The following is an 18,026-nucleotide window of genomic DNA, read 5'->3' on the forward strand; positions in this document are numbered from 1 at the left end:
AGTGGAAGGAAAAGGCAGCGGGCGAGCGCCGAAGGGCGAACTGCGCCATCAGGCTGACGCGGGGACGTGCGGATCGCCAGGATCGTCATGCCCGATATTCCCGCTGGCCCGTCAATGTCGTGAAGGTGAAGCGCCCGGTCGCTGCCGTCATGCGACCGCCATCTTCCCGTGCGCCGGTCGCAAAGACTGAGACGATGATCGCCTGCTGGTCTGCGGATAGAGACCACGCCTCTATCTCGACATCGGGAGTGGAAAAGCCTTCGTTGATCTGCAGGCCGTCGCATTTCGCGAAGCGAATGGCCCCCGGCAGATGCGACGACGCTCGGTCGGCCGCAGCGGTCACCATGGCGTCCAGCAGGTCGAGGCCTTTTTCGGGTCGATTTGAAAGCATCTGCGCATTATCCGCATGCGCGAAGCGCGGAAAACGGCTGAAAAGGCGAAGATTTGCGGACGCAAATCTGCAAATCCGCGAACTTTGCGAAATAATATTATGTGGTCGGATCGACGTCCGTCGCGATTTCGACGCGCAGCCGCGGCCTAGGTCGTGTTGACAAAAGGGATTCCCAAACCGGTCGTGTTTTGATTCAAGGCTGATCTTTGGGGAGCAGTTATGGGCCGAGGGGACTTGTCGGATGCTGAGTGGGAACTGATCGGCCCTCTGCTACCATCTGAGCGGGGGCGTTGGGCGCGACCCGCCGGCGATAACCGGCGTTTTCTCAACGATATGCTTCATGTGCTGCGGGTAGGTTGCCCATGGCGGGACATGCATGAGCGCTACGGCAAGTGGAACTCGGTCTATGTCCGGTTTCGGCGTTGGGCCGAGCAAGGCGTCTGGGATGCCCTCCTGCAAACGCTGGTCGATCTGGGCCTGGCCGACGACTGGCAGCACATGATCGACAGCACCACGGTTCGCGGCCACGTCTCGGCAGTGGGCGGAAAAGGGGGGCTTGTGCGCAGGCTCTTGGTCGATCACGCGGCGGCTTTACGAGCAAAGTCCACGCCCGCTGCGACAATCAAGGACTACCTATCGGGTTCATCCTGACCGGCGGCGAGGCTTCGGATTATGCAGCGGTCGATGACCTGATGGCCCTACGGTTGCCCAAGCCCAAGGCGCTGCTCGCGGACAAGGGCTACGACGGCGACCGATTTCGCGAGAACCTGCTCATGCGCGGCATCCTGCCCATCATCCCGCCCCGGTCGAACCGGAGAACGCCAGTCCATCCCGACTATCGGCGCTACAAGGATCGCAACCGCATTGAGCGAATGTTCGGCAAGCTGAAGCAACAGCGCCGCATCGCCACCCGATACGACAAAACCGTCCTCTCGTTCGAGAGCTTCCTCAACCTCGCCGCCGCAAGGCTGTGGTTGAAGTCTTTTGTCAACGCGACCTAGTGTCCATACGTCGGCCGAGGCTTTCGACGAACCGCTCCCAACATTCTTTACCCATCGCCTGCGCCATGGACTTGTAACGGTTTTGCGCCGGTCACTTATCTGATTATGCCACCTTGGCTTCGAAGGCGAGCGGGCTGATGCCGCCCAGATATGAATGGCGGCGACGGGAATTGTTGAAGCCGTTGATATACTGGAAGATGGCTGCTTCCGCTTGCCGTCGCGTTGGCCATCGCTGCCGCCAGATGAGTTCGGCCTTCAGAGATTCGAAGAACGTTTCGACAGAGGCGTTGTCGTAGCAATTACCCTTGCCGCTGATAGCCATAGGAGCAATATCGGCTGCCGCGATCGGAATGAAAAATTCAGCCATCGGGGGGCTGGCGAAGGCGCACCGCCATATCCAGCGTCCGGATCGCCAGATCCTTTTTCATCCTGTCGCTGACCGCCCAGTCCACGACCCGGCAACTGATCGGGCGCGAGCGACAGGAACGATAACCACGCTCACTGACAAGCATGACACGGCAGAGCAGTTCAACGGGCCAGCGATGCCGCCAGCTATGCACGAAAGCGAACTTCACGGCCTTTGGCTCGCGAAGAACTGAGTCGCCTTTTTACGATTTCCCTCTCCTCCCGGAGCACGCGGTTCTCAAGGCGAAGCCGTTCATTCTTTCGCGCCAGATCTGCCTGCGGCGCTGCCACCAGGTCCGACGGACGATAGTGCGAAACCCATTTGTTCAGGGTCGACTTGCCAACGCCCAAATCTGATGCAACCCGTTCGCGCGACAACCCGCTGGTCATTGCAATCCGCACCGCCTCCTGCTTGAACTCCTCACCATGCTTGATCATCTCGTCGGCCTCCTTGAACGAGCCTTAAACTCTCAAGTGACCGGCACAAAACCGTTACAAGTCCAGATGCTCCTGCGCATTCTTGAGACGCCGGACTGGTAAGGCGACGGCGGTGTCGCCGCGCACATCGATCACGACGGTGGCGAGGCTCTTGTTCCAGATGCGCTGGCGAATGGTGTTGAGCTGGTCGCGCGACAGCGGCTGATCATCATGGGAGACGAATACGACCGCGGGCACGCCTTCGACATCGAAGACGGCGCGTGCGCCGATCGCACCATCGTCGCTCAGCATCGCGCGCAGTTCGAGGGCGTAAGGGTGCGTGTCGGGCACGTCATCGGTGCGTAGATGAAGCTGCGCCGGCTCGGCCGAATAGCCGAGCCGGTCGAACCAGCCCTGCAGCATTTCGCTCATCGACCGACCGCCTTGGCTGTTGGAGACGGTGCTGATGCAACCGCGGCATCGCGCACCGCGCGGACCGGGAAAAGCTCTAGCTGGCCTTCACGGCGAGTGGGCGACGGCAGGCCGAAGCCCTCTCGGAGGACCTCAAGATGTTGGTCGAGACCGAAAATGAGGACGTCCTCGCCGTCCCCTGGAATTTCGCCGGGGCCAAGCAGCTCCCAGCGATCATTGCCATAGAAGGCTATGCGCCGTCCTGAGAGCGCGATGAACGACGTGCGCTTCAGCGTCTGGCGCCAGCTGTCGAACAAATCCTTATGCCCCTGCAGCTCGATGCGGAACTGCCGATGCAGAGTCGTCGCCAGACGGAGCACTAAAATCGTCTGCCAGCTATATTGCGCCGGCGCGCCCTTGCGACACGGCTGCCCGTCCGCCGGGATGAGCGCACGCCGGACCGCCCATTCACGTAGCAGATCGACGGAAAGGCCGGTCAGGCGGCTTGCTACTGGCGTGACGACATAATTCATCAAACGATCCAAATTGGGTATCATGCCCGACCTTCCCCCAAGGACGAGTACTCCCGGTAAAGCGGCCTCATGGCTCCTTAGCCGGCGATCAACACCGCCACTCTCCGAATGTTTACTATATGATTGCTGGCGAGATTCTGCTTCCTTTTAAAATCGATTTTTCCGATTTATCATCAATGGGTTATAAGAGATTTGGAAGTGAGGTCTGGTACTTTCGTTACCGCCGCCGCGCCGAAGGCTGAAGCGCAAACGCGCATCTTCGTCCAAGGCGCTGGAACAAAAGCGTGGACGTCACCGCCCTTCCGATGGTAGCGCTATCTTGATAAATGCAATCGGGAGAGGATGCATGATGCGCAAATCCATTTTGACCTTTGGTGCCGTGGCCGCCGCCGCGCTGACGGCGGGTTGCCAGCAACCGGCCGACACCAGCGCCAACGCTACGAACGCCCAGCAGGCGGCGGGCAAGCGCCCGGCTTCCGACTATCTGTCGCAGCCGCTGGTAAAGGATATTTTCACCGCCGACCCGTCCGCCCATGTCTGGAACGGAAAGATCTACGTCTATCCCAGCCATGATATCGACGGGCCTACGCCCGAGGATGATCTGGGCAGTCATTTCGAAATGCGCGACTATCGGGTGCTGCGCATGGACCGCATCGGCGGGCCGGTGACGCTTGGCCCGGTCGCGCTCGACGTCGATGACGTGCCCTGGGCGGAAAAGCAGATGTGGGCGCCCGACGCCGCGAAGAAGGGCGACACCTATTATCTCTACTTCCCGGCGAAGGACAAGGAAGGCGCCTTCCGCATCGGCGTCGCCACATCGAAGGATCCGATGGGTCCGTTCAAGGCGCAGCCCCAGCCGATCAAGGGCAGCTATTCGATCGACCCGGCCGTCTTCACCGACGATGACGGGCAAAGCTATATGTATTTCGGCGGCATCTGGGGCGGCCAGCTGCAACGCAATGTCAACGGCGCCTATGATCCCAACGGATCCAAGACCGACCTTGGCCAGGATGACAAGCCCGCGCTTGCCCCGCGCGTCGCGAAAATGACCGGCGACATGCTGGAATTTGCCGAAACGCCCCGCGCCGTACAGATCGTCGATGACCAGGGCAAGCCGCTGCTGGGGGGCGACCATGACCGCCGTTTCTTCGAAGCGTCGTGGATGCACAAATATAAGGGCAAATATTATTTCAGCTATTCGACTGGCGACACCCATTATCTGGCCTATGGCATAGGCGACAGCCCCTATGGCCCCTTCACCTACAAGGGGCGGATCATGGAGCCGGTGGAAGGCTGGACCACCCATCATTCCATTGTCGAATGGAATGGGAAATGGTGGCTTTTCTATGCCGACACCCAATTGTCGGGGCAAACCCGCCTGCGCAACGTCAAGGTGACGGAACTACATTATAATCCGGACGGCACGATCCAGACGATCAACCCGTTCGTTACCAAGGCGCAGGGCACGGCCAAGCCCTGATGCGGCTTTTCCCGGTCGCCGGTCTTGCCTCTGCGGGCTGGCGACCATAGAGGGAAGGCGCAAGGCCGATCGTTGGCCTTTTCAGCCGAACCGCGGAGCAGCCTGTGGCCCAGCCCACCCCCCTCGTCGCCCTTTCCTCTCTGTCAGGCGGGAAGTCCGTCCGGGTATGAGCATCACGGGCCGCCGATGGACCATGCGGCGCGTGCGCGCGCTGATCCGCCACACCGGCCCGACGTCGCTCATCTTCCGCCGCCGTCTCGCGCTGATGGGCGGCGCTATTCTCGTTGGCCTCGCCGCGCTGCTCTTCGCGCGGGCGGCCGACGCCAGCAGCGAAGCCTTCGATCACCTCGCGGGGCAATGGCCCTGGCTGCCACTACTCCTGACCCCGCTCGGTTTTGCCGGCATCGCCTGGATCACCCGCCGCTACGCCCCCTTCGCCGGCGGATCGGGCATTCCGCAGGTCATCGCCGCCACCCGCCTGCCCGAACAGATTGGCGGGCGGCTGGTCGACCTGCGCACCGCGCTGCTCAAGGTCGCACTGACGCTGGCGGGCCTGCTGGTGGGCGCATCGGTCGGACGCGAAGGCCCCACGGTCCAGATTTCCGCCGCCATCCTCGCCCGCGTCCATTCGGTGCTTCAGGTGCCTCTGCGCGCATCGGTCATGGTCGCAGGCGGCGCGGCCGGTGTCGCCGCTGCCTTCAACACGCCGCTCGCCGGGATCAGTTTCGCGATCGAGGAACTGGCGTCGGCCTATGAACAGCGCATGACGCTGCTGGTCATCACCGCCGTCATCATCTCGGGCATGGTCAGCCTGGGGCTGGCGGGCGACTATGTCTATTTCGGCGTCGTGGCCGCGCATCTGCCGCTCGGCTCCGCGATGGTCGTCGCGCTGTTCGCCGGCGTACTGGGCGGCCTGTCGGGCGGCCTGTTCGCCCGTCTGGCGCTGGCGGCGGCGACCAGCCGCAACCGCCTCACTGATTTCAGCCGCGCCCATCCGATCCGCTTTGCCGCCTGCTGCGGCGCGGTCGTCGCGCTGATCGGGGTGTTGACCGGCCTTACCTGGGGCACCAGCTACGCGCCCGCCCGCCACCTCATCACCGGGGGGCAGGAACCGCTCTGGTTCGCCCCGGCCAAATTCATCAGCACGCTGGCGACCAGCATCTCGGGCATTCCCGGTGGCATCTTCGCGCCCTCGCTCGCGACCGGCGCGGGCTTTGGCAACCTGCTGCGCTGGATGTTCCCGGAACAACAGGGCAGCGCCGTCGTACTGCTGGGCATGGTGGCCTACTTCACCGGCGTGGTTCGCGCACCTCTGACCGCCGTCATCATCATTTCCGAAACCACCGGCAGCCGCGGCTTCATGCTCCCCTTGCTGGGCGCGGCGCTGGTCGCGGATGGCGCGGCGCAGCGCGTGTGCAAGGAACGCCTCTATCACGGCCTGTCGCGCAATTTCCTCGACCGCGCGAAGGCGGCCCCGCCCGGCTGAACAAAAGCGGCGCGACATGGGTTGGCCCTTTTTGCAAAGGAGAGCCCCATGTCCGACAGCTATGAAGAAATGATCCGGGAAGACGGCCTGCCCGGCCATGAATCCAGGGTCGATCCCAAACCCGAATGGGAACCGCGCTATCCCGGCTCCGGCCGCCTCGCAGGCAAGGTGGCGCTCGTCACCGGCGCGGACAGCGGCATCGGCCGCGCCGTCGCCGCGCTTTACGCCCGCGAAGGCGCCAACGTAGCCATCCTGTATCTGTGCGAACATGATGATGCGCGCAAGACGGCAGACATCGTCGAAGCCGAGGGACGCGAGGCCCTGACCATCGCGGGCGATGTGGGCGACAAGGCCTTTTGCGACAGCGCCGTCGCTCAGGTGATCGACCGCTTCGGCAAGCTCGACATTCTGGTCAACAATGCCGGCGAACAACATCCCGATCAGGACATCACCGACATTACCGAGGATCAGTTGCGCCGCACGTTCCAGACCAACATCTTCGGCATGTTCTTTCTGACGCAGGCGGCGCGGCCGCACCTCAAGGAAGGCGCGGCGATCGTCAACTGCACGTCCGTCACCATGTATCAGGGCGCGTCCGAACTGCTCGATTACAGCAGCACCAAGGGGGCGATCACCGCCTTCACCCGCAGCCTGTCGGAAAATCTGATCGGGCACGGCATCCGCGTCAACGCCGTCGCGCCCGGGCCGATCTGGACCCCGCTCAACCCCTGCGGCGGCGCGAGCGAGGAGAAGCTGGAGCATTTCGGCGAATCCACGCCCATGGGCCGGCCCGGCCAACCCAATGAGGTCGCGCCTGCCTTCCTTTTCCTCGCCTGTCAGGATGCCAGCTATATGAGCGGCCAGGTGCTTCACCCCAATGGCGGCATGATCGTCAACGGCTGATGCTGCCCTGATCATGACAAAGGCCCGGAGCGCATCCGGGCCTTTGTTGTTCGTCAGTTGGCGCAAGCACCGTCAATTCCCGACGATCGCGCGCGTCTCCTTGACCGTCTCACTGCCGGCATCGGCATAGCGCTCACCGGTTTCGGCGCGGGCGATGGCCGCGGCCATGGGCGCTTCGACATGGGCGATCGCCTTGGACTTGCACGACAGCGCGGTCATGCGGTCGCTCGACGAACAGACGCGAGCGGCGGCGCGGGCGATGCGGCTGCGCAGCGTCTTCTGCTGGTCGGCATCGGCCAGGTTCAGGTCGCCATGATAGACTTGCGCGGTCCGACCATTGGACACGAAATCCTCGGCCTGGGCGGCGCCTGCGGTCAGGGCGAATGCGGCGGCCGCAGGTGCGGCGAGCGTAAACATACGGAACATGGGCAAATCTCCTCTTGTCTCTGTCATGACCCGCGCCGCCTGTTCAGGGGGGCGTCGCGGCGCTGGGTGCGAACGGGCGGCGCTTCTTTGAGGTCTGGATGGGGTTTGAAGCGCCCTCTCCCGCTCGCCTGATCCTTTTATGCCCAGTGCCCGCCTGTCGCTCGCCCGCTTCGACCGGGTGCACGCCGCGTCGGCGAACGGCGCGACCATCGACAAAGGGGGGACAGGCAGGGGACGAACGGCGCGACGAACGACATGGCCAGCGCCGCGAACGACAGCGCACCGTAAGGGAATATGCGAATCGTAACGAAATCGCCGCATAAAGAAAACGCCCCCGGCGCAAGGGATTGCCGGGGGCGTATCCAGGCGCTGTCGGGCACTCCGGATCGGGGTAAACTGTCAAAAGGCAGACGACGCTATTAGCGGTGAACCGTGCCTTAACATGATCGATCATAGCGGACGGGCCGTGCATCGCCGCCGTCCTTCGACGATCCGCCGCCGCGTCCCGCCCGGCGGCGTCTCCTGTCGACAAGGCGCGGGCCAGCGCCGACCAACGACATGGGGGCGGACCGCCCGCACCTGCGACAGCTTAAAGCGGCGGCAACCCCGCCTCGCGTAGCGCTCGGGCGACATAATCGGCGAAGGCCGCATCCCGCGCCGGCGCGCGCTGGCGCATCCAGGCCAGCGCCACAAGCGCCCGCCACGCGCCCAGTGCTTCCTTGTCCAGCCCCGTGCGCGCACGATAGCGCCGCAGATACCATCCGGCCGCCGCGTCCCGCATGACCGCCTCCGCCCGCGCGACGTCGCCGCCTCCGCGCGCCGGGCCAAAGCGCATCACCATCTCGGTCCGCACCAGATCGGTGGCGATCGTCCCGCAGGCCGCGCGCGACCAGTCGATCACGCCAACGCCCGCGTCTGTCACGATCAGATTGCCGGGATGCAGGTCGCCATGGCTCAGATGGTCCCCTTCATTGAGCAGGTCCAGCCGCGCAATCGCCGCTTCGCGCAGTGGCTCGGATATGTCGGCGGCGGCGATATCCTCGGCCAGCACCGCCTTGCGGCTGCGCAGCGCCGGTGCATGGCAGCGCTGGATGCGCTCCTGAAGCTGGGCCATCTGCTCCAGCGCCCAGGCCGCGCGATGCGGATGCCGGGCCATATAGGTCAGCAGATTGGGGCCGCGCATCTCGGCGTAGAGGATCCCCTGCCGCCCATCGACCCGCGTTTCGCCGAACACCGCCGGCACCGGCAGGCCGCTCGCCTGCACCACCCGCGCGATCGCATATTCCCGCGCGACGATCGACGGATCGATGCCGGCATGGAACAGCTTGAGCACCCGCCCGCCCTCAAGCCGATACACCTGCGCGCTCGCGCCCGCGGCGATGAAGGTTGCAGGATCAGGCGCATGCATCGCCCGCCCCTCTGCCCGCTCGACGGCCGCTTGGCCAGCCCGTTTGTCGACGGATCAGCGCTATGCGGCTTTACACCACGACAAAATCCGCGCCCGTCAGCGGCGGATGCCCCGCGACCATGCCGAACAGCACTGCCGCACCGCCCAGTGACCCGTCAGCGTCGTAGAAGAGTTGCCCGCTATCCGTGTCATAGATGATGCGCTGATCGGCCGAGGTCGCCGTGCCGCTGGCATTGGCCACGAACGCGCTCGCGTCCAGCTTGCCAAGGTTCAGCCCGGCAAAGACAGCGTCGTCCAGTTCGATGACATCCACGCCTTTCTGAAAATCCAGGATCGTGTCGACATTGGTCGCCGCGTTCAACACGTCGCCGAAATGGAAGCGATCCGCGCCGCCGCCGCCGGTCAGCCTGTCCGATCCCGCCCCGCCGTCCAGCAAGTCGCCAAAGCGCGACCCCTGCAGCGTGTCGTCGCCGCCATGGCCCAGCAGGCTGATGCTCGCCGACTTATCGACCCACACCGCGTTCAGCGAGTTGTTGAGGTCGTTGCCCTGCGCCACCACGCTCGCCCCTTCGGCCACGCCCACCAGCCGCAGCCCTTCGACGTTGGCGCCCAACCGATAGCCGACGCTGCTGGTGATGACGTCATAGCCCTCACCCGCCTGCTCATAGACCAGATCGGTTACGCTATCGACGACATAGCTGTCATTGCCACGGCCGCCGCGCATGGTATCGGCCCCGGTCCCGCCATCCAGCAGGTCGTCATAGCGCGAACCCAGCAGCCGGTCGTTGCCACCCCCGCCCAGCAGGCTGACCTTCGCCGACTGGTCGACCCACACTGCGTTAAGTTCGTTGTTGAGGTCATTGCCCTGCGCCACCACGGTCGCGCCGGCGGCCACGCCGATCAGCCGCACCGCCTCGACATTGTCGCCCAGTGCATATCCAATGCTCGACGTCACCACGTCATAGCCCGCGCCCGCCTGCTCGACCACGATGTCGCCGGCATTGTCCACGACATAGCTGTCATTGCCCAGACCGCCAGTCATCCGGTCCGCGCCCGTCCCGCCGTCCAGCAGGTCGCCATAGCGCGATCCCTGCAGATCGTCATTGCCGCCCTCGCCATAGAGACGGATTTGCGTGCCCGCCGCTGGCGCGACATTGACCCATACGGCGTTCAGCCAGTTGTTGCCCGCATTGCCGTGCGCCTCGACGGCGCCGGTCACGCCCATCAGGCGCAAAGCTTCAACATTATCACCCAGCCTATAGCTGATGCTGGTATCGACCATGTCGAACCCCTGGTCCGCCTGCTCGATCACCACGTCACCAGCATTGTCGACAATATAGCGGTCATTGCCAGCGCCACCCGTCATGCTGTCGACGCCCGTGCCCCCATCCAGCAGGTCGCCATAGCGCGAACCGAGCAGATTATCGTCGCCACCCTCGCCATAGAGCCGGATTTGCGTGCCAGCAGCCGGCGCGACATCGACCCACGCGGCGTTCAACCAGTTTTTCGCGCCATTGCCACGGGCATCCACCGCCCCTTGGGCACCGATCAACCGCAGTGCCTCGATATTGTCGCCCAGCGTGTAGCTGATACTGGTATCGACCATATCGAAGCCCTCGCCAGCGCGCTCGACCGCTGTGTCGCCCATATTGTCGACGATATAGCGGTCATTGCCCTGTCCGCCCTCCATCCAGTCCGCGCCGATGCCCCCGCTCAACAGGTCGACGCCGGCATTACCGTAAAGATGGTCGTCCCCCGCATCGCCATACAGGAAATTGTCACCTGCATTCCCGCGAATGTCGTTCGCCAAATCATTTCCGACACCGTCAATATTCAAAGCGCCGATCAAGATAAGATTTTCGACATTGTTTGCCAGCGAATAGCTCACACTGGACGATATCTGATCCAATCCCTGATCCTGACTTTCGACAACCACGTCATCAATCTGATCGACGATGTAGATGTCGTCCCCATCGCCACCGACCATATAATCCGCGCCGGATCCGCCGTCGATCAGATTGGCACCCTGGGTTCCAAACAGACGATCATTGCCCGCATAGCCGCGAATGTTGAAAGCATTGATGTCCGTAAAATAGCCATCAACGATGTTATCTCCGTCACTGGCGTCCAGAGTGTCGACATATTTACGATAGTCGACATACAGGTCTGTTCCGGAACCGATCGTGTAGAAGCGCAAAAACTCCTGGTTCACGGCGAAGCTGACGATATTGTCGGTCGCCGCATCGCCATTGGCATCGATTTCGATCGTGGCGACACCGCGAACAATCGAATATTTGACCTGGCCAGCCACGCCGGTGAAGGCATCGACCACTTGGGGGCTGACGCCGGCCGCACCATCGGCCTTGATGACGATCCGGTCGTCCGCATCGAAATCGGCGATGACCAGCGTGCTGGACTGGCTGCCGGGATGAATCAGAAATTCATCTCCTCCCCCGCCCCCCAAGATACTGTCCTCACCACCTACGGACAGCGCACTCTGCCCGCTCAAAAACTCGTCATTGTGTCGCGATCCGATGATAAAATCGGTTTGCCCGGACAGATGGAATGTCGGACCGACAGGGATGTGGATGACGTCATCCAGTCCTTCAGAATAGAGAGCGCGGTAGTTTAGTGGAGCCAAAGACGCATCGACGAACAGACCGTGGCCGGCTTCGGCAAAAACCTCCATCACGCCATCGGTCAGAGTGTAATTCCGGACAATGCCCAGATAATTATAGCGAATCTCGGTGATCGCAGATTGAAGGTCGCCACCAACGAACTCCCCGGCACCAATGAACTGACCGCCCGTGACGCTGCCATCGACGCCACTGATGACCGCCAAATTGTCCGCGCTATTGCCGACGGTTACATATGTGCCGTTTTCGCCTGCCATGAAATCCCCCGATTCAGCCCGCGATCCAGTGATGACAGGCCCAATCACGCCGGATCCGGCTGTTGATTTCGAAGGTTCGCCATTGAGCCGTAATTGGGACTTAGATTATATTCGGCGCGCTTCACCACCTTTGACAATCAATGCGGCGGCAAAAGTCGGCAGCCCATGACGTTACCAGCGTATCTCACTGAAGGTTGGTTATATGTCAACGACGTGGGCGGGGTCCACTTTGATTATGCGGCAAAAAACGAAGCCGATCACGCTTTGCACTTCGAGAACAGCGACTGCCAAGGTGCGCCAGCGGTTTCGCAACCGCCCTCGCATTTGCCCCTTCGCCCACCTATCTTCCACTCTGGACCCTTGCCAGGAACGAAGATAGAACATCCCTCATGAGCCTTCCCCACATCCAGAAGCAGAGCCATAGCGAATGCTGACCCACATCTCTGTCCGCGGCGCGCGCGAGCATAATCTCAAGGGCGTCGACGTCGATCTGCCGCGCGACAGCCTCATCGTCATCACCGGCCTGTCGGGATCGGGGAAATCGTCGCTCGCCTTCGACACCATCTATGCCGAGGGGCAGCGCCGCTATGTGGAATCGCTCTCCGCTTATGCGCGCCAGTTCCTGGAGATGATGCAGAAGCCCGATGTCGAGCATATCGAGGGCCTTTCCCCCGCCATCTCCATCGAGCAGAAGACGACCAGCCGCAATCCGCGCTCGACGGTCGCGACCGTCACCGAAATCTACGACTATATGCGCCTGCTCTGGGCGCGGGTCGGCATCCCCTATTCGCCCGTCACCGGCGAACCGATCAGCGCCCAGACGGTCAGCCAGATGGTCGACCGCGTGATGCTGCTGCCCGAAGGGACACGCTTCTACCTGCTCGCCCCCGTCGTGCGCGGGCGCAAGGGCGAATATCGCAAGGAACTCGCCGAATGGCAGAAGGCGGGCTACACCCGCGTCCGCATCGACGGCGAGATGTATCTGATCGAAGACGCCCCCACGCTCGACAAGAAATATAAGCATGACATCGAAGTCGTGGTCGATCGCCTCGCCGTGGACCCGGACATGGGCACGCGTCTTGCCGACAGTTTCGAGCAGGCGTTGAAGCTGGCGGACGGTCTCGCCTATGTCGATCTGGCGGACGGCGTCGTCCCCGGCCGCGAAGACGAAGCCGCTTCCCCCGACAAGAAGATGAAGGGCGCGGGCGTCCCCGCCAACCGCATCGTCTTTTCCGAAAAATTCGCCTGCCCAGTCAGCGGCTTCACGATTCCCGAGATCGAGCCGCGCCTCTTCTCCTTCAACGCCCCGATGGGTGCGTGTCCCGCCTGCGACGGCCTTGGCGAGCGGCAGGAATTCGACCCCGAACTGGTCGTCCCCAACGAAGCCCTCAGCCTCAAGAAAGGCGCGGTCGTCCCCTGGGCGAAATCCAACCCGCCCTCGCCTTATTATATGCAGGTGCTCGGCTCGCTCGCCAAGGAATTCGGCTTCTCCCTCGACACGCCCTGGACCGACCTGCCCGACGAGGCGAAGCGCATCATCCTATACGGCACCGGCGGCAAGTCGGTCACGCTGCGTTTCCAGGACGGCCGCAAAAGCTATGAGGTGAAAAAACCGTTTGAGGGCGTCATCGGCAACTTGAACCGCCGCCTGCTGCAAACCGACAGCGCCTGGATGCGCGAGGAGCTCTCCAAATATCAGCGCGCCCAGCCCTGCGAGACCTGCCACGGCGCGCGCCTCAAGCCCGAGGCGCTGGCGGTGAAGATCGCGGGCGAGGACATTTCCATCTCCACCCGCCGCAGCGTGGTGGACGCACTGGGCTTCTTCTCCACCCTCCCCGCGCAATTGAACGACCAGCAAAACCAGATCGCCCGCGCCATCCTCAAGGAAATCGTCGAGCGCCTGGGCTTCCTCAACAATGTCGGCCTCGACTATCTCAACCTCGACCGCACGTCCGGCACCCTGTCGGGCGGCGAGAGCCAGCGCATCCGCCTCGCCTCCCAGATCGGCAGCGGCCTCTCGGGCGTCCTCTACGTCCTCGACGAACCCTCGATCGGCCTGCACCAGCGCGACAATGATCGCCTGCTCGTCACCCTGAAGCGCCTGCGCGACCTCGGCAACAGCGTCATCGTCGTCGAGCATGACGAGGATGCGATCCGCGCCGCCGACTATATCGTCGACATGGGGCCGGGCGCGGGCGTCCATGGCGGCACCATCGTCGCGGAAGGCACGCTCAAGCAACTGCTCAAGAACAAGAAAAGCCTCACCGCCGATTATCTGAACGGCACCCGCCGCATCGAGGTGCCGGCCAAGCGCCGCAAGGGCACCGGCAAGAAACTCACCGTCCACAACGCCCGCGCCAACAACCTCACCGGCGTCACCGCGTCCATCCCGCTGGGCACCTTCACCTGCATCACCGGCGTCAGTGGATCGGGCAAGTCCAGCTTCACCATCGACACGCTCTACGCCGCGTCGGCCCGTGCGCTCAATGGCGCGCGCATCATCGCCGGCCCGCATGACAAGGTGACGGGCCTAGACCATTGCGACAAGGTGATCGACATCGACCAGTCGCCCATCGGCCGCACCCCGCGCTCCAACCCGGCGACCTATACCGGCGCCTTCACCAACATCCGCGACTGGTTCGCCGGCCTCCCCGAAGCGCAGGCGCGCGGCTACAAGCCCGGCCGCTTCAGCTTCAACGTCAAGGGCGGCCGCTGCGAAGCCTGCCAGGGCGACGGCGTGCTCAAGATCGAGATGCACTTCCTCCCCGACGTCTATGTCACCTGCGACGTGTGCCACGGCGCGCGCTACAATCGCGAGACGCTGGAGGTGAAATTCAAGGGCAAGTCGATCGCCGACGTGCTCGACATGACGGTCGAGGATGCGGTCGAATTCTTCAAGGCCGTCCCCCCCATCCGCGACAAGATGGCGATGCTCGCCGAAGTCGGCCTTGGCTATATCAAGGTCGGCCAGCAGGCGACGACCCTCTCGGGCGGCGAGGCCCAGCGCGTCAAGCTCGCCAAGGAACTCTCCCGCCGCGCCACCGGCAACACCCTCTACATATTGGACGAGCCCACCACCGGCCTCCATTTCGAGGACGTCCGCAAACTCCTCGAAGTCCTCCACGCGCTGGTCGACCAGGGCAACAGCGTTGTCGTGATCGAACATAATCTCGACGTCATCAAGACGGCGGACTGGATCATCGACATGGGACCGGAAGGCGGCGTCAAGGGTGGCGAGGTGGTCGCGGAGGGCGTCCCCGAAAAGGTAGCACAGAACCCACGGAGCTTCACCGGTCACTATCTCCGACCGATGTTAGGAATGACAACCGGGGACGAGCCTGTCCTGAGCGAAGTTCGAGCGTAGCCGAGAACGAAGTCGAAGGGCCGGAGAAGGTAGTGAAGGAGCCGGGGAGCTTTACCGGGCGGTATCTGGCACCATTGTTGGGGTTGGAGAGCGTCGCGGCGGAGTGACCAGATCAGGCTGATCGTCAGCACACAATTTTATACAAATACAGTTAGATAAGCATAATACCGGTTGTGAAATGGAATAATTGTGTGATCCTTTTGGAAACAGGAGAATCCCGTATGGCCACTGAACAGGAAATTGCACAGGGTGTTATGCTAATCGCTGCACAGCAGCCGAACGGAGTTGCGACGTTTCGGCGATGTCGGACGGAGATGCCCGCAATCGTAGCGCTAAATGCCGGCAACAACGCCCCTTCAATTACCCGGCCCGGTGAACCTATGTGGCACCAGATTGTGCGCAATATTAAATCGCATGATATCGCTGGCACCAACTATATTGCCCAAGGGTGGTTGGTTCATGTTCCTCGAACAGGCTACCGTATAACGCAAACCGGACGTGACCATCTACAAGCGTTAGGACTTTATCCGTAAAGCGCTTTATAACCCGGCTTAAACCATTTTAATTCAGTGCTCGCAGGAGCATTTTTGTCCCATACGAACCAAGCATACGCAGTTGTGCCGGTTCCTTTTGGCACCGCGCCAGCGGGATAAAATGTAATACGTTCACTGAACACCCAAACGCGCGAAGGGGGAGCATCTGTAAAAATGGTACGCTGGCGGTTGGCTCCTTCCAAAAAAGCTAGTCGCAACAGAAGCGCGAATTTGCGATCGGCACGCTTCAGCCCGGAACGAACAAATCCTTCTGCCGCATTGTAAGGCGGGTTGGTAACGATGTTCGGCGCTCTGCGCTCGCTATCGAGGAAGTCATGATCACCCTCGCCATAGCCGCGATCAATCAGATCGGAGCTAATAACCTTGTTGCCAGTTTTTTCGAGGACCTCTGACATAGCTCCATCGCCACAGGCGCACTCCCATATATCGCCCCGAAAATCTTCATTATCGATCAGTGCGCGAGTCGCCCATGCAGGAGTCGGAAAGAAGTCCGGCCCGTCCAAGTCGGCGAAGCGCTTAGTAGTGGGCTTAAACCCGCCGTTCAAATTGTATGTTGCATCCATTAAGAAAGCTTAGCAGAATCAACACGTTAGTCAACGAAAGATAAGTGACTCAAATGGTTCAGTTTTCTGGTGAGTTGCAAAAATAGCTTTGCTGTCACCACCTTGACGCCCCCGCCCCGCCCCCACATACTCCACCGATGACCACACGCATCGTCATCGACCCCAATGTCTGCGGCGGCCGCCCGATCGTCGTGGGCACCCGGATGCGCGTCAGCGACGTGCTCGATGCGCTCGCCTCCTCGGTCAGCGTCGAGGAACTGCTGGAAGACTTCCCCTATCTCACCCGCGAAGACGTCCACGCCTGCCTCGCCTATGGCGCGCGCGCGGTGGACCATACGGTCGTCCAAGCCGCCTGATGCACCTGCTGATCGACGCGCAACTGCCACCCGCCCTGTGCGGATGGTTTGCGGAGCGCGGCCTGATCGCCACCCATGTCAGCACAGAACTGGGCGGCCAGACACCCGATGCCATTATTGCGGCCCATGTCGAACGGCACGGCATGATCCTTGTCACGAAGGACGACGATTTTCTCCTGCGTCACCCGCCGGTCAAATCCCGTCTGCTCTGGTTCCGCTGCGGCAATATCAGCAATCGCGGCCTGCGCATTTGGCTCGACGTCCGCTGGCCGATGATCGCCGAGCGTCTCGATCAGGGCGATCGGGTCATAGAGGCGCGCTGATCGGTCTCGGATTGATCCACTATGGAGGCAACTCCGTCCCCAATCTGGATAAACATTCGCTGCTCTGCTATTCTAATCTCCATGACCAAACTCACCCCCATCGAGTCCGAGTTCGCGACGACCGAGGAAGCGGAAGCCTATGACGCTTGGTTCCGCGCTGAGGTGGAAGCCGCCATGGCCTCAGACCAACCCGACATCCCGCATGACGAAGCGATGGCGCGGATGCAGGCCATCATAGACCGCCGCAAACAGGCGAACGAACGCAAGACCGCCTAGTGCTGCCGGTCGTCTGGAGAGCCAGCGCACTCCGAAAACTCGAACAGGTCATCGACTATATTGAAATGCGGAACCCGACGGCGGCCGACCGTATCGGCGCTGCCATCCGCCATGCTGCCGATCGCCTGCCCGACCATCCTTACCTTCATCGTCCAGGCCGCGTCCCCGGCACGCGCGAAGCGGTCGTTCATCCCAACTACATTCTTGTATATCGCGTCATGACCGACCGCATTCAGATATTGGCGCTTCTTCACACCCGCCAGCAATATCCCTAGCGCCCACCTGTAACGCCCGCTAACCCCGTGTCCCACGGCCGCGACTCCCGTCGCGCGCCGTTTCAGGGGGGACTTTCATGAAATCATTTGCCGCCACCGCTGCGCTCTGCGCTGCCTTGTTCATCGCGCCTGCGGCCCATGCCGATGATGGCGACGACAATGCCTTTGTCCTCGTCAACAAATCGACCGTGGACGCCATCCAGTTTTTCACCAAGCGTAAGGATGGCAGCTGGTCGAAGGACTGGCTCAAAATGCCGGTCAAGCCCGCCGCCACCCGGCCGCTCAAATTCTTCGAAGGCGATGAACGCTGCGAGGTGCAGACCCGAATCGTCTTTTCCGACGGCAGCGAATTTGACAGCCCGGTCGATTATTGCGGCGTGACCAATCTGGTCGTCACCGACAAGAATATGTTCACGCAATAAGAATGGCCTTCCCCGCCCCCTGACGCCTTCCGGGGCGGTGACAAGGGGGCGGGCATGGCCGCGCAACCACGCGCGCGCCCAAAATCCTATTGCCCTGTCCTACACCCGCCCCATCTGCCTACCCTTTCGGCAAGCCTCA

General features: G+C 62.1%; 17 protein-coding genes and 2 pseudogenes. 11 read left to right on the forward strand and 8 right to left on the reverse strand.

Features of this window, described 5'->3' with window-relative positions; translation table 11 throughout:
- Positions 1 to 85: 85 nt before the first annotated feature.
- Positions 86 to 391, reverse strand: a complete 306-nt coding sequence (locus SKA58_RS09170) for a hypothetical protein (protein WP_009822133.1) — start codon at positions 389 to 391, stop codon at positions 86 to 88.
- Positions 392 to 610: 219 nt separating this feature from the next.
- Between SKA58_RS09170 and SKA58_RS19450 the strand changes: the two are divergent.
- Positions 611 to 1,392 (forward strand): annotated as a pseudogene (locus tag SKA58_RS19450) (IS5 family transposase).
- Positions 1,393 to 1,495: 103 nt separating this feature from the next.
- On the opposite strand, the pseudogene SKA58_RS19455 reads toward SKA58_RS19450, so the two are convergent.
- The 3 genes and pseudogenes from SKA58_RS19455 to SKA58_RS09200 all read right to left on the reverse strand — a co-directional run bounded on the left by SKA58_RS19455 (position 1,496) and on the right by SKA58_RS09200 (position 3,182).
- Positions 1,496 to 2,235, reverse strand: a pseudogene (locus SKA58_RS19455) (IS3 family transposase).
- Positions 2,236 to 2,289: 54 nt separating this feature from the next.
- Positions 2,290 to 2,646 carry a PH domain-containing protein gene (locus SKA58_RS09195; protein ID WP_009822139.1) on the reverse strand — a complete coding sequence of 119 codons (357 nt, stop codon included), beginning with the start codon at positions 2,644 to 2,646 and terminating at the stop codon, positions 2,290 to 2,292.
- Positions 2,643 to 3,182, reverse strand: a complete 540-nt coding sequence (locus SKA58_RS09200) for a hypothetical protein (RefSeq protein WP_009822140.1) — start codon at positions 3,180 to 3,182, stop codon at positions 2,643 to 2,645. Before SKA58_RS09200 ends, SKA58_RS09195 begins: the two co-directional genes overlap by 4 nt.
- A 322-nt stretch (positions 3,183 to 3,504) precedes the next feature.
- Between SKA58_RS09200 and SKA58_RS09205 the strand changes: the two genes are divergently transcribed.
- From SKA58_RS09205 to SKA58_RS09215, 3 genes are all read left to right on the forward strand, one after another.
- Positions 3,505 to 4,638, forward strand: coding sequence for a glycoside hydrolase family 43 protein (locus SKA58_RS09205; protein WP_009822141.1), 1,134 nt, complete (start codon positions 3,505 to 3,507; stop codon positions 4,636 to 4,638).
- Between the two features lie 166 nt (positions 4,639 to 4,804).
- Positions 4,805 to 6,124 (forward strand): chloride channel protein, encoded by a 1,320-nt coding sequence (locus tag SKA58_RS09210; RefSeq protein ID WP_009822142.1) that lies wholly within the window; start codon positions 4,805 to 4,807, stop codon positions 6,122 to 6,124.
- 48 nt (positions 6,125 to 6,172) lie between these two features.
- Positions 6,173 to 7,027, forward strand: a complete 855-nt coding sequence (locus SKA58_RS09215; protein ID WP_009822143.1) for a glucose 1-dehydrogenase — start codon at positions 6,173 to 6,175, stop codon at positions 7,025 to 7,027.
- A gap of 72 nt (positions 7,028 to 7,099) precedes the next feature.
- Here SKA58_RS09215 and SKA58_RS09220 read toward each other — a convergent pair whose 3' ends face one another.
- The 3 genes from SKA58_RS09220 to SKA58_RS19140 form a co-directional block, all read right to left on the reverse strand.
- Positions 7,100 to 7,453: a UrcA family protein gene (locus SKA58_RS09220; RefSeq protein WP_009822144.1), complete on the reverse strand. Its 354-nt coding sequence runs from the start codon at positions 7,451 to 7,453 to the stop codon at positions 7,100 to 7,102.
- Between the two features lie 589 nt (positions 7,454 to 8,042).
- Positions 8,043 to 8,861: a phosphotransferase family protein gene (locus tag SKA58_RS09225; RefSeq protein WP_009822145.1), complete on the reverse strand. Its 819-nt coding sequence runs from the start codon at positions 8,859 to 8,861 to the stop codon at positions 8,043 to 8,045.
- Between the two features lie 70 nt (positions 8,862 to 8,931).
- Positions 8,932 to 11,754 (reverse strand): calcium-binding protein, encoded by a 2,823-nt coding sequence (locus SKA58_RS19140; RefSeq protein WP_009822146.1) that lies wholly within the window; start codon positions 11,752 to 11,754, stop codon positions 8,932 to 8,934.
- On the opposite strand from SKA58_RS19140, the gene SKA58_RS20335 reads away from it, so the two are divergent.
- Positions 11,753 to 11,923 carry a hypothetical protein gene (locus SKA58_RS20335; RefSeq protein WP_228223087.1) on the forward strand — a complete coding sequence of 57 codons (171 nt, stop codon included), beginning with the start codon at positions 11,753 to 11,755 and terminating at the stop codon, positions 11,921 to 11,923. The two genes, SKA58_RS19140 and SKA58_RS20335, sit on opposite strands and share 2 nt — an antisense overlap.
- A 258-nt stretch (positions 11,924 to 12,181) precedes the next feature.
- Positions 12,182 to 15,118, forward strand: coding sequence for an excinuclease ABC subunit UvrA (uvrA, locus tag SKA58_RS09235; RefSeq protein ID WP_009822147.1), 2,937 nt, complete (start codon positions 12,182 to 12,184; stop codon positions 15,116 to 15,118).
- A 523-nt stretch (positions 15,119 to 15,641) separates the two neighbouring features.
- On the opposite strand, the gene SKA58_RS19460 is transcribed toward uvrA, so the two are convergent.
- A complete protein-coding gene (locus SKA58_RS19460; protein WP_083784870.1) occupies positions 15,642 to 16,235 on the reverse strand; it encodes a hypothetical protein in 594 nt (197 codons plus the stop codon).
- Between the two features lie 137 nt (positions 16,236 to 16,372).
- Between SKA58_RS19460 and SKA58_RS09245 the strand changes: the two genes are divergently transcribed.
- The 5 genes from SKA58_RS09245 to SKA58_RS09265 all read left to right on the forward strand — a co-directional run bounded on the left by SKA58_RS09245 (position 16,373) and on the right by SKA58_RS09265 (position 17,887).
- On the forward strand, positions 16,373 to 16,591 hold the full coding sequence (locus SKA58_RS09245; RefSeq protein WP_009822150.1) for a DUF433 domain-containing protein: 219 nt from the start codon (positions 16,373 to 16,375) through the stop codon (positions 16,589 to 16,591).
- Complete coding sequence (locus tag SKA58_RS09250) at positions 16,591 to 16,914, forward strand: DUF5615 family PIN-like protein (RefSeq protein WP_009822151.1); 324 nt, start codon at positions 16,591 to 16,593, stop codon at positions 16,912 to 16,914. Before SKA58_RS09245 ends, SKA58_RS09250 begins: the two co-directional genes overlap by 1 nt.
- 81 nt (positions 16,915 to 16,995) lie before the next feature.
- Entirely contained in the window at positions 16,996 to 17,190 is a 195-nt protein-coding gene (gene relB, locus SKA58_RS09255) for a type II toxin-antitoxin system RelB family antitoxin (RefSeq protein WP_009822152.1), read from the forward strand.
- 65 nt (positions 17,191 to 17,255) lie between these two features.
- A complete protein-coding gene (locus SKA58_RS19465) occupies positions 17,256 to 17,465 on the forward strand; it encodes a type II toxin-antitoxin system RelE/ParE family toxin (RefSeq protein WP_232209404.1) in 210 nt (69 codons plus the stop codon).
- Positions 17,466 to 17,542: 77 nt separating this feature from the next.
- Positions 17,543 to 17,887, forward strand: a complete 345-nt coding sequence (locus SKA58_RS09265) for a hypothetical protein (RefSeq protein ID WP_009822154.1) — start codon at positions 17,543 to 17,545, stop codon at positions 17,885 to 17,887.
- Positions 17,888 to 18,026 lie beyond the last annotated feature (139 nt).

Source organism: Sphingomonas sp. SKA58, assembly GCF_000153545.1.
GTDB lineage: Bacteria > Pseudomonadota > Alphaproteobacteria > Sphingomonadales > Sphingomonadaceae > Sphingobium > Sphingobium soli.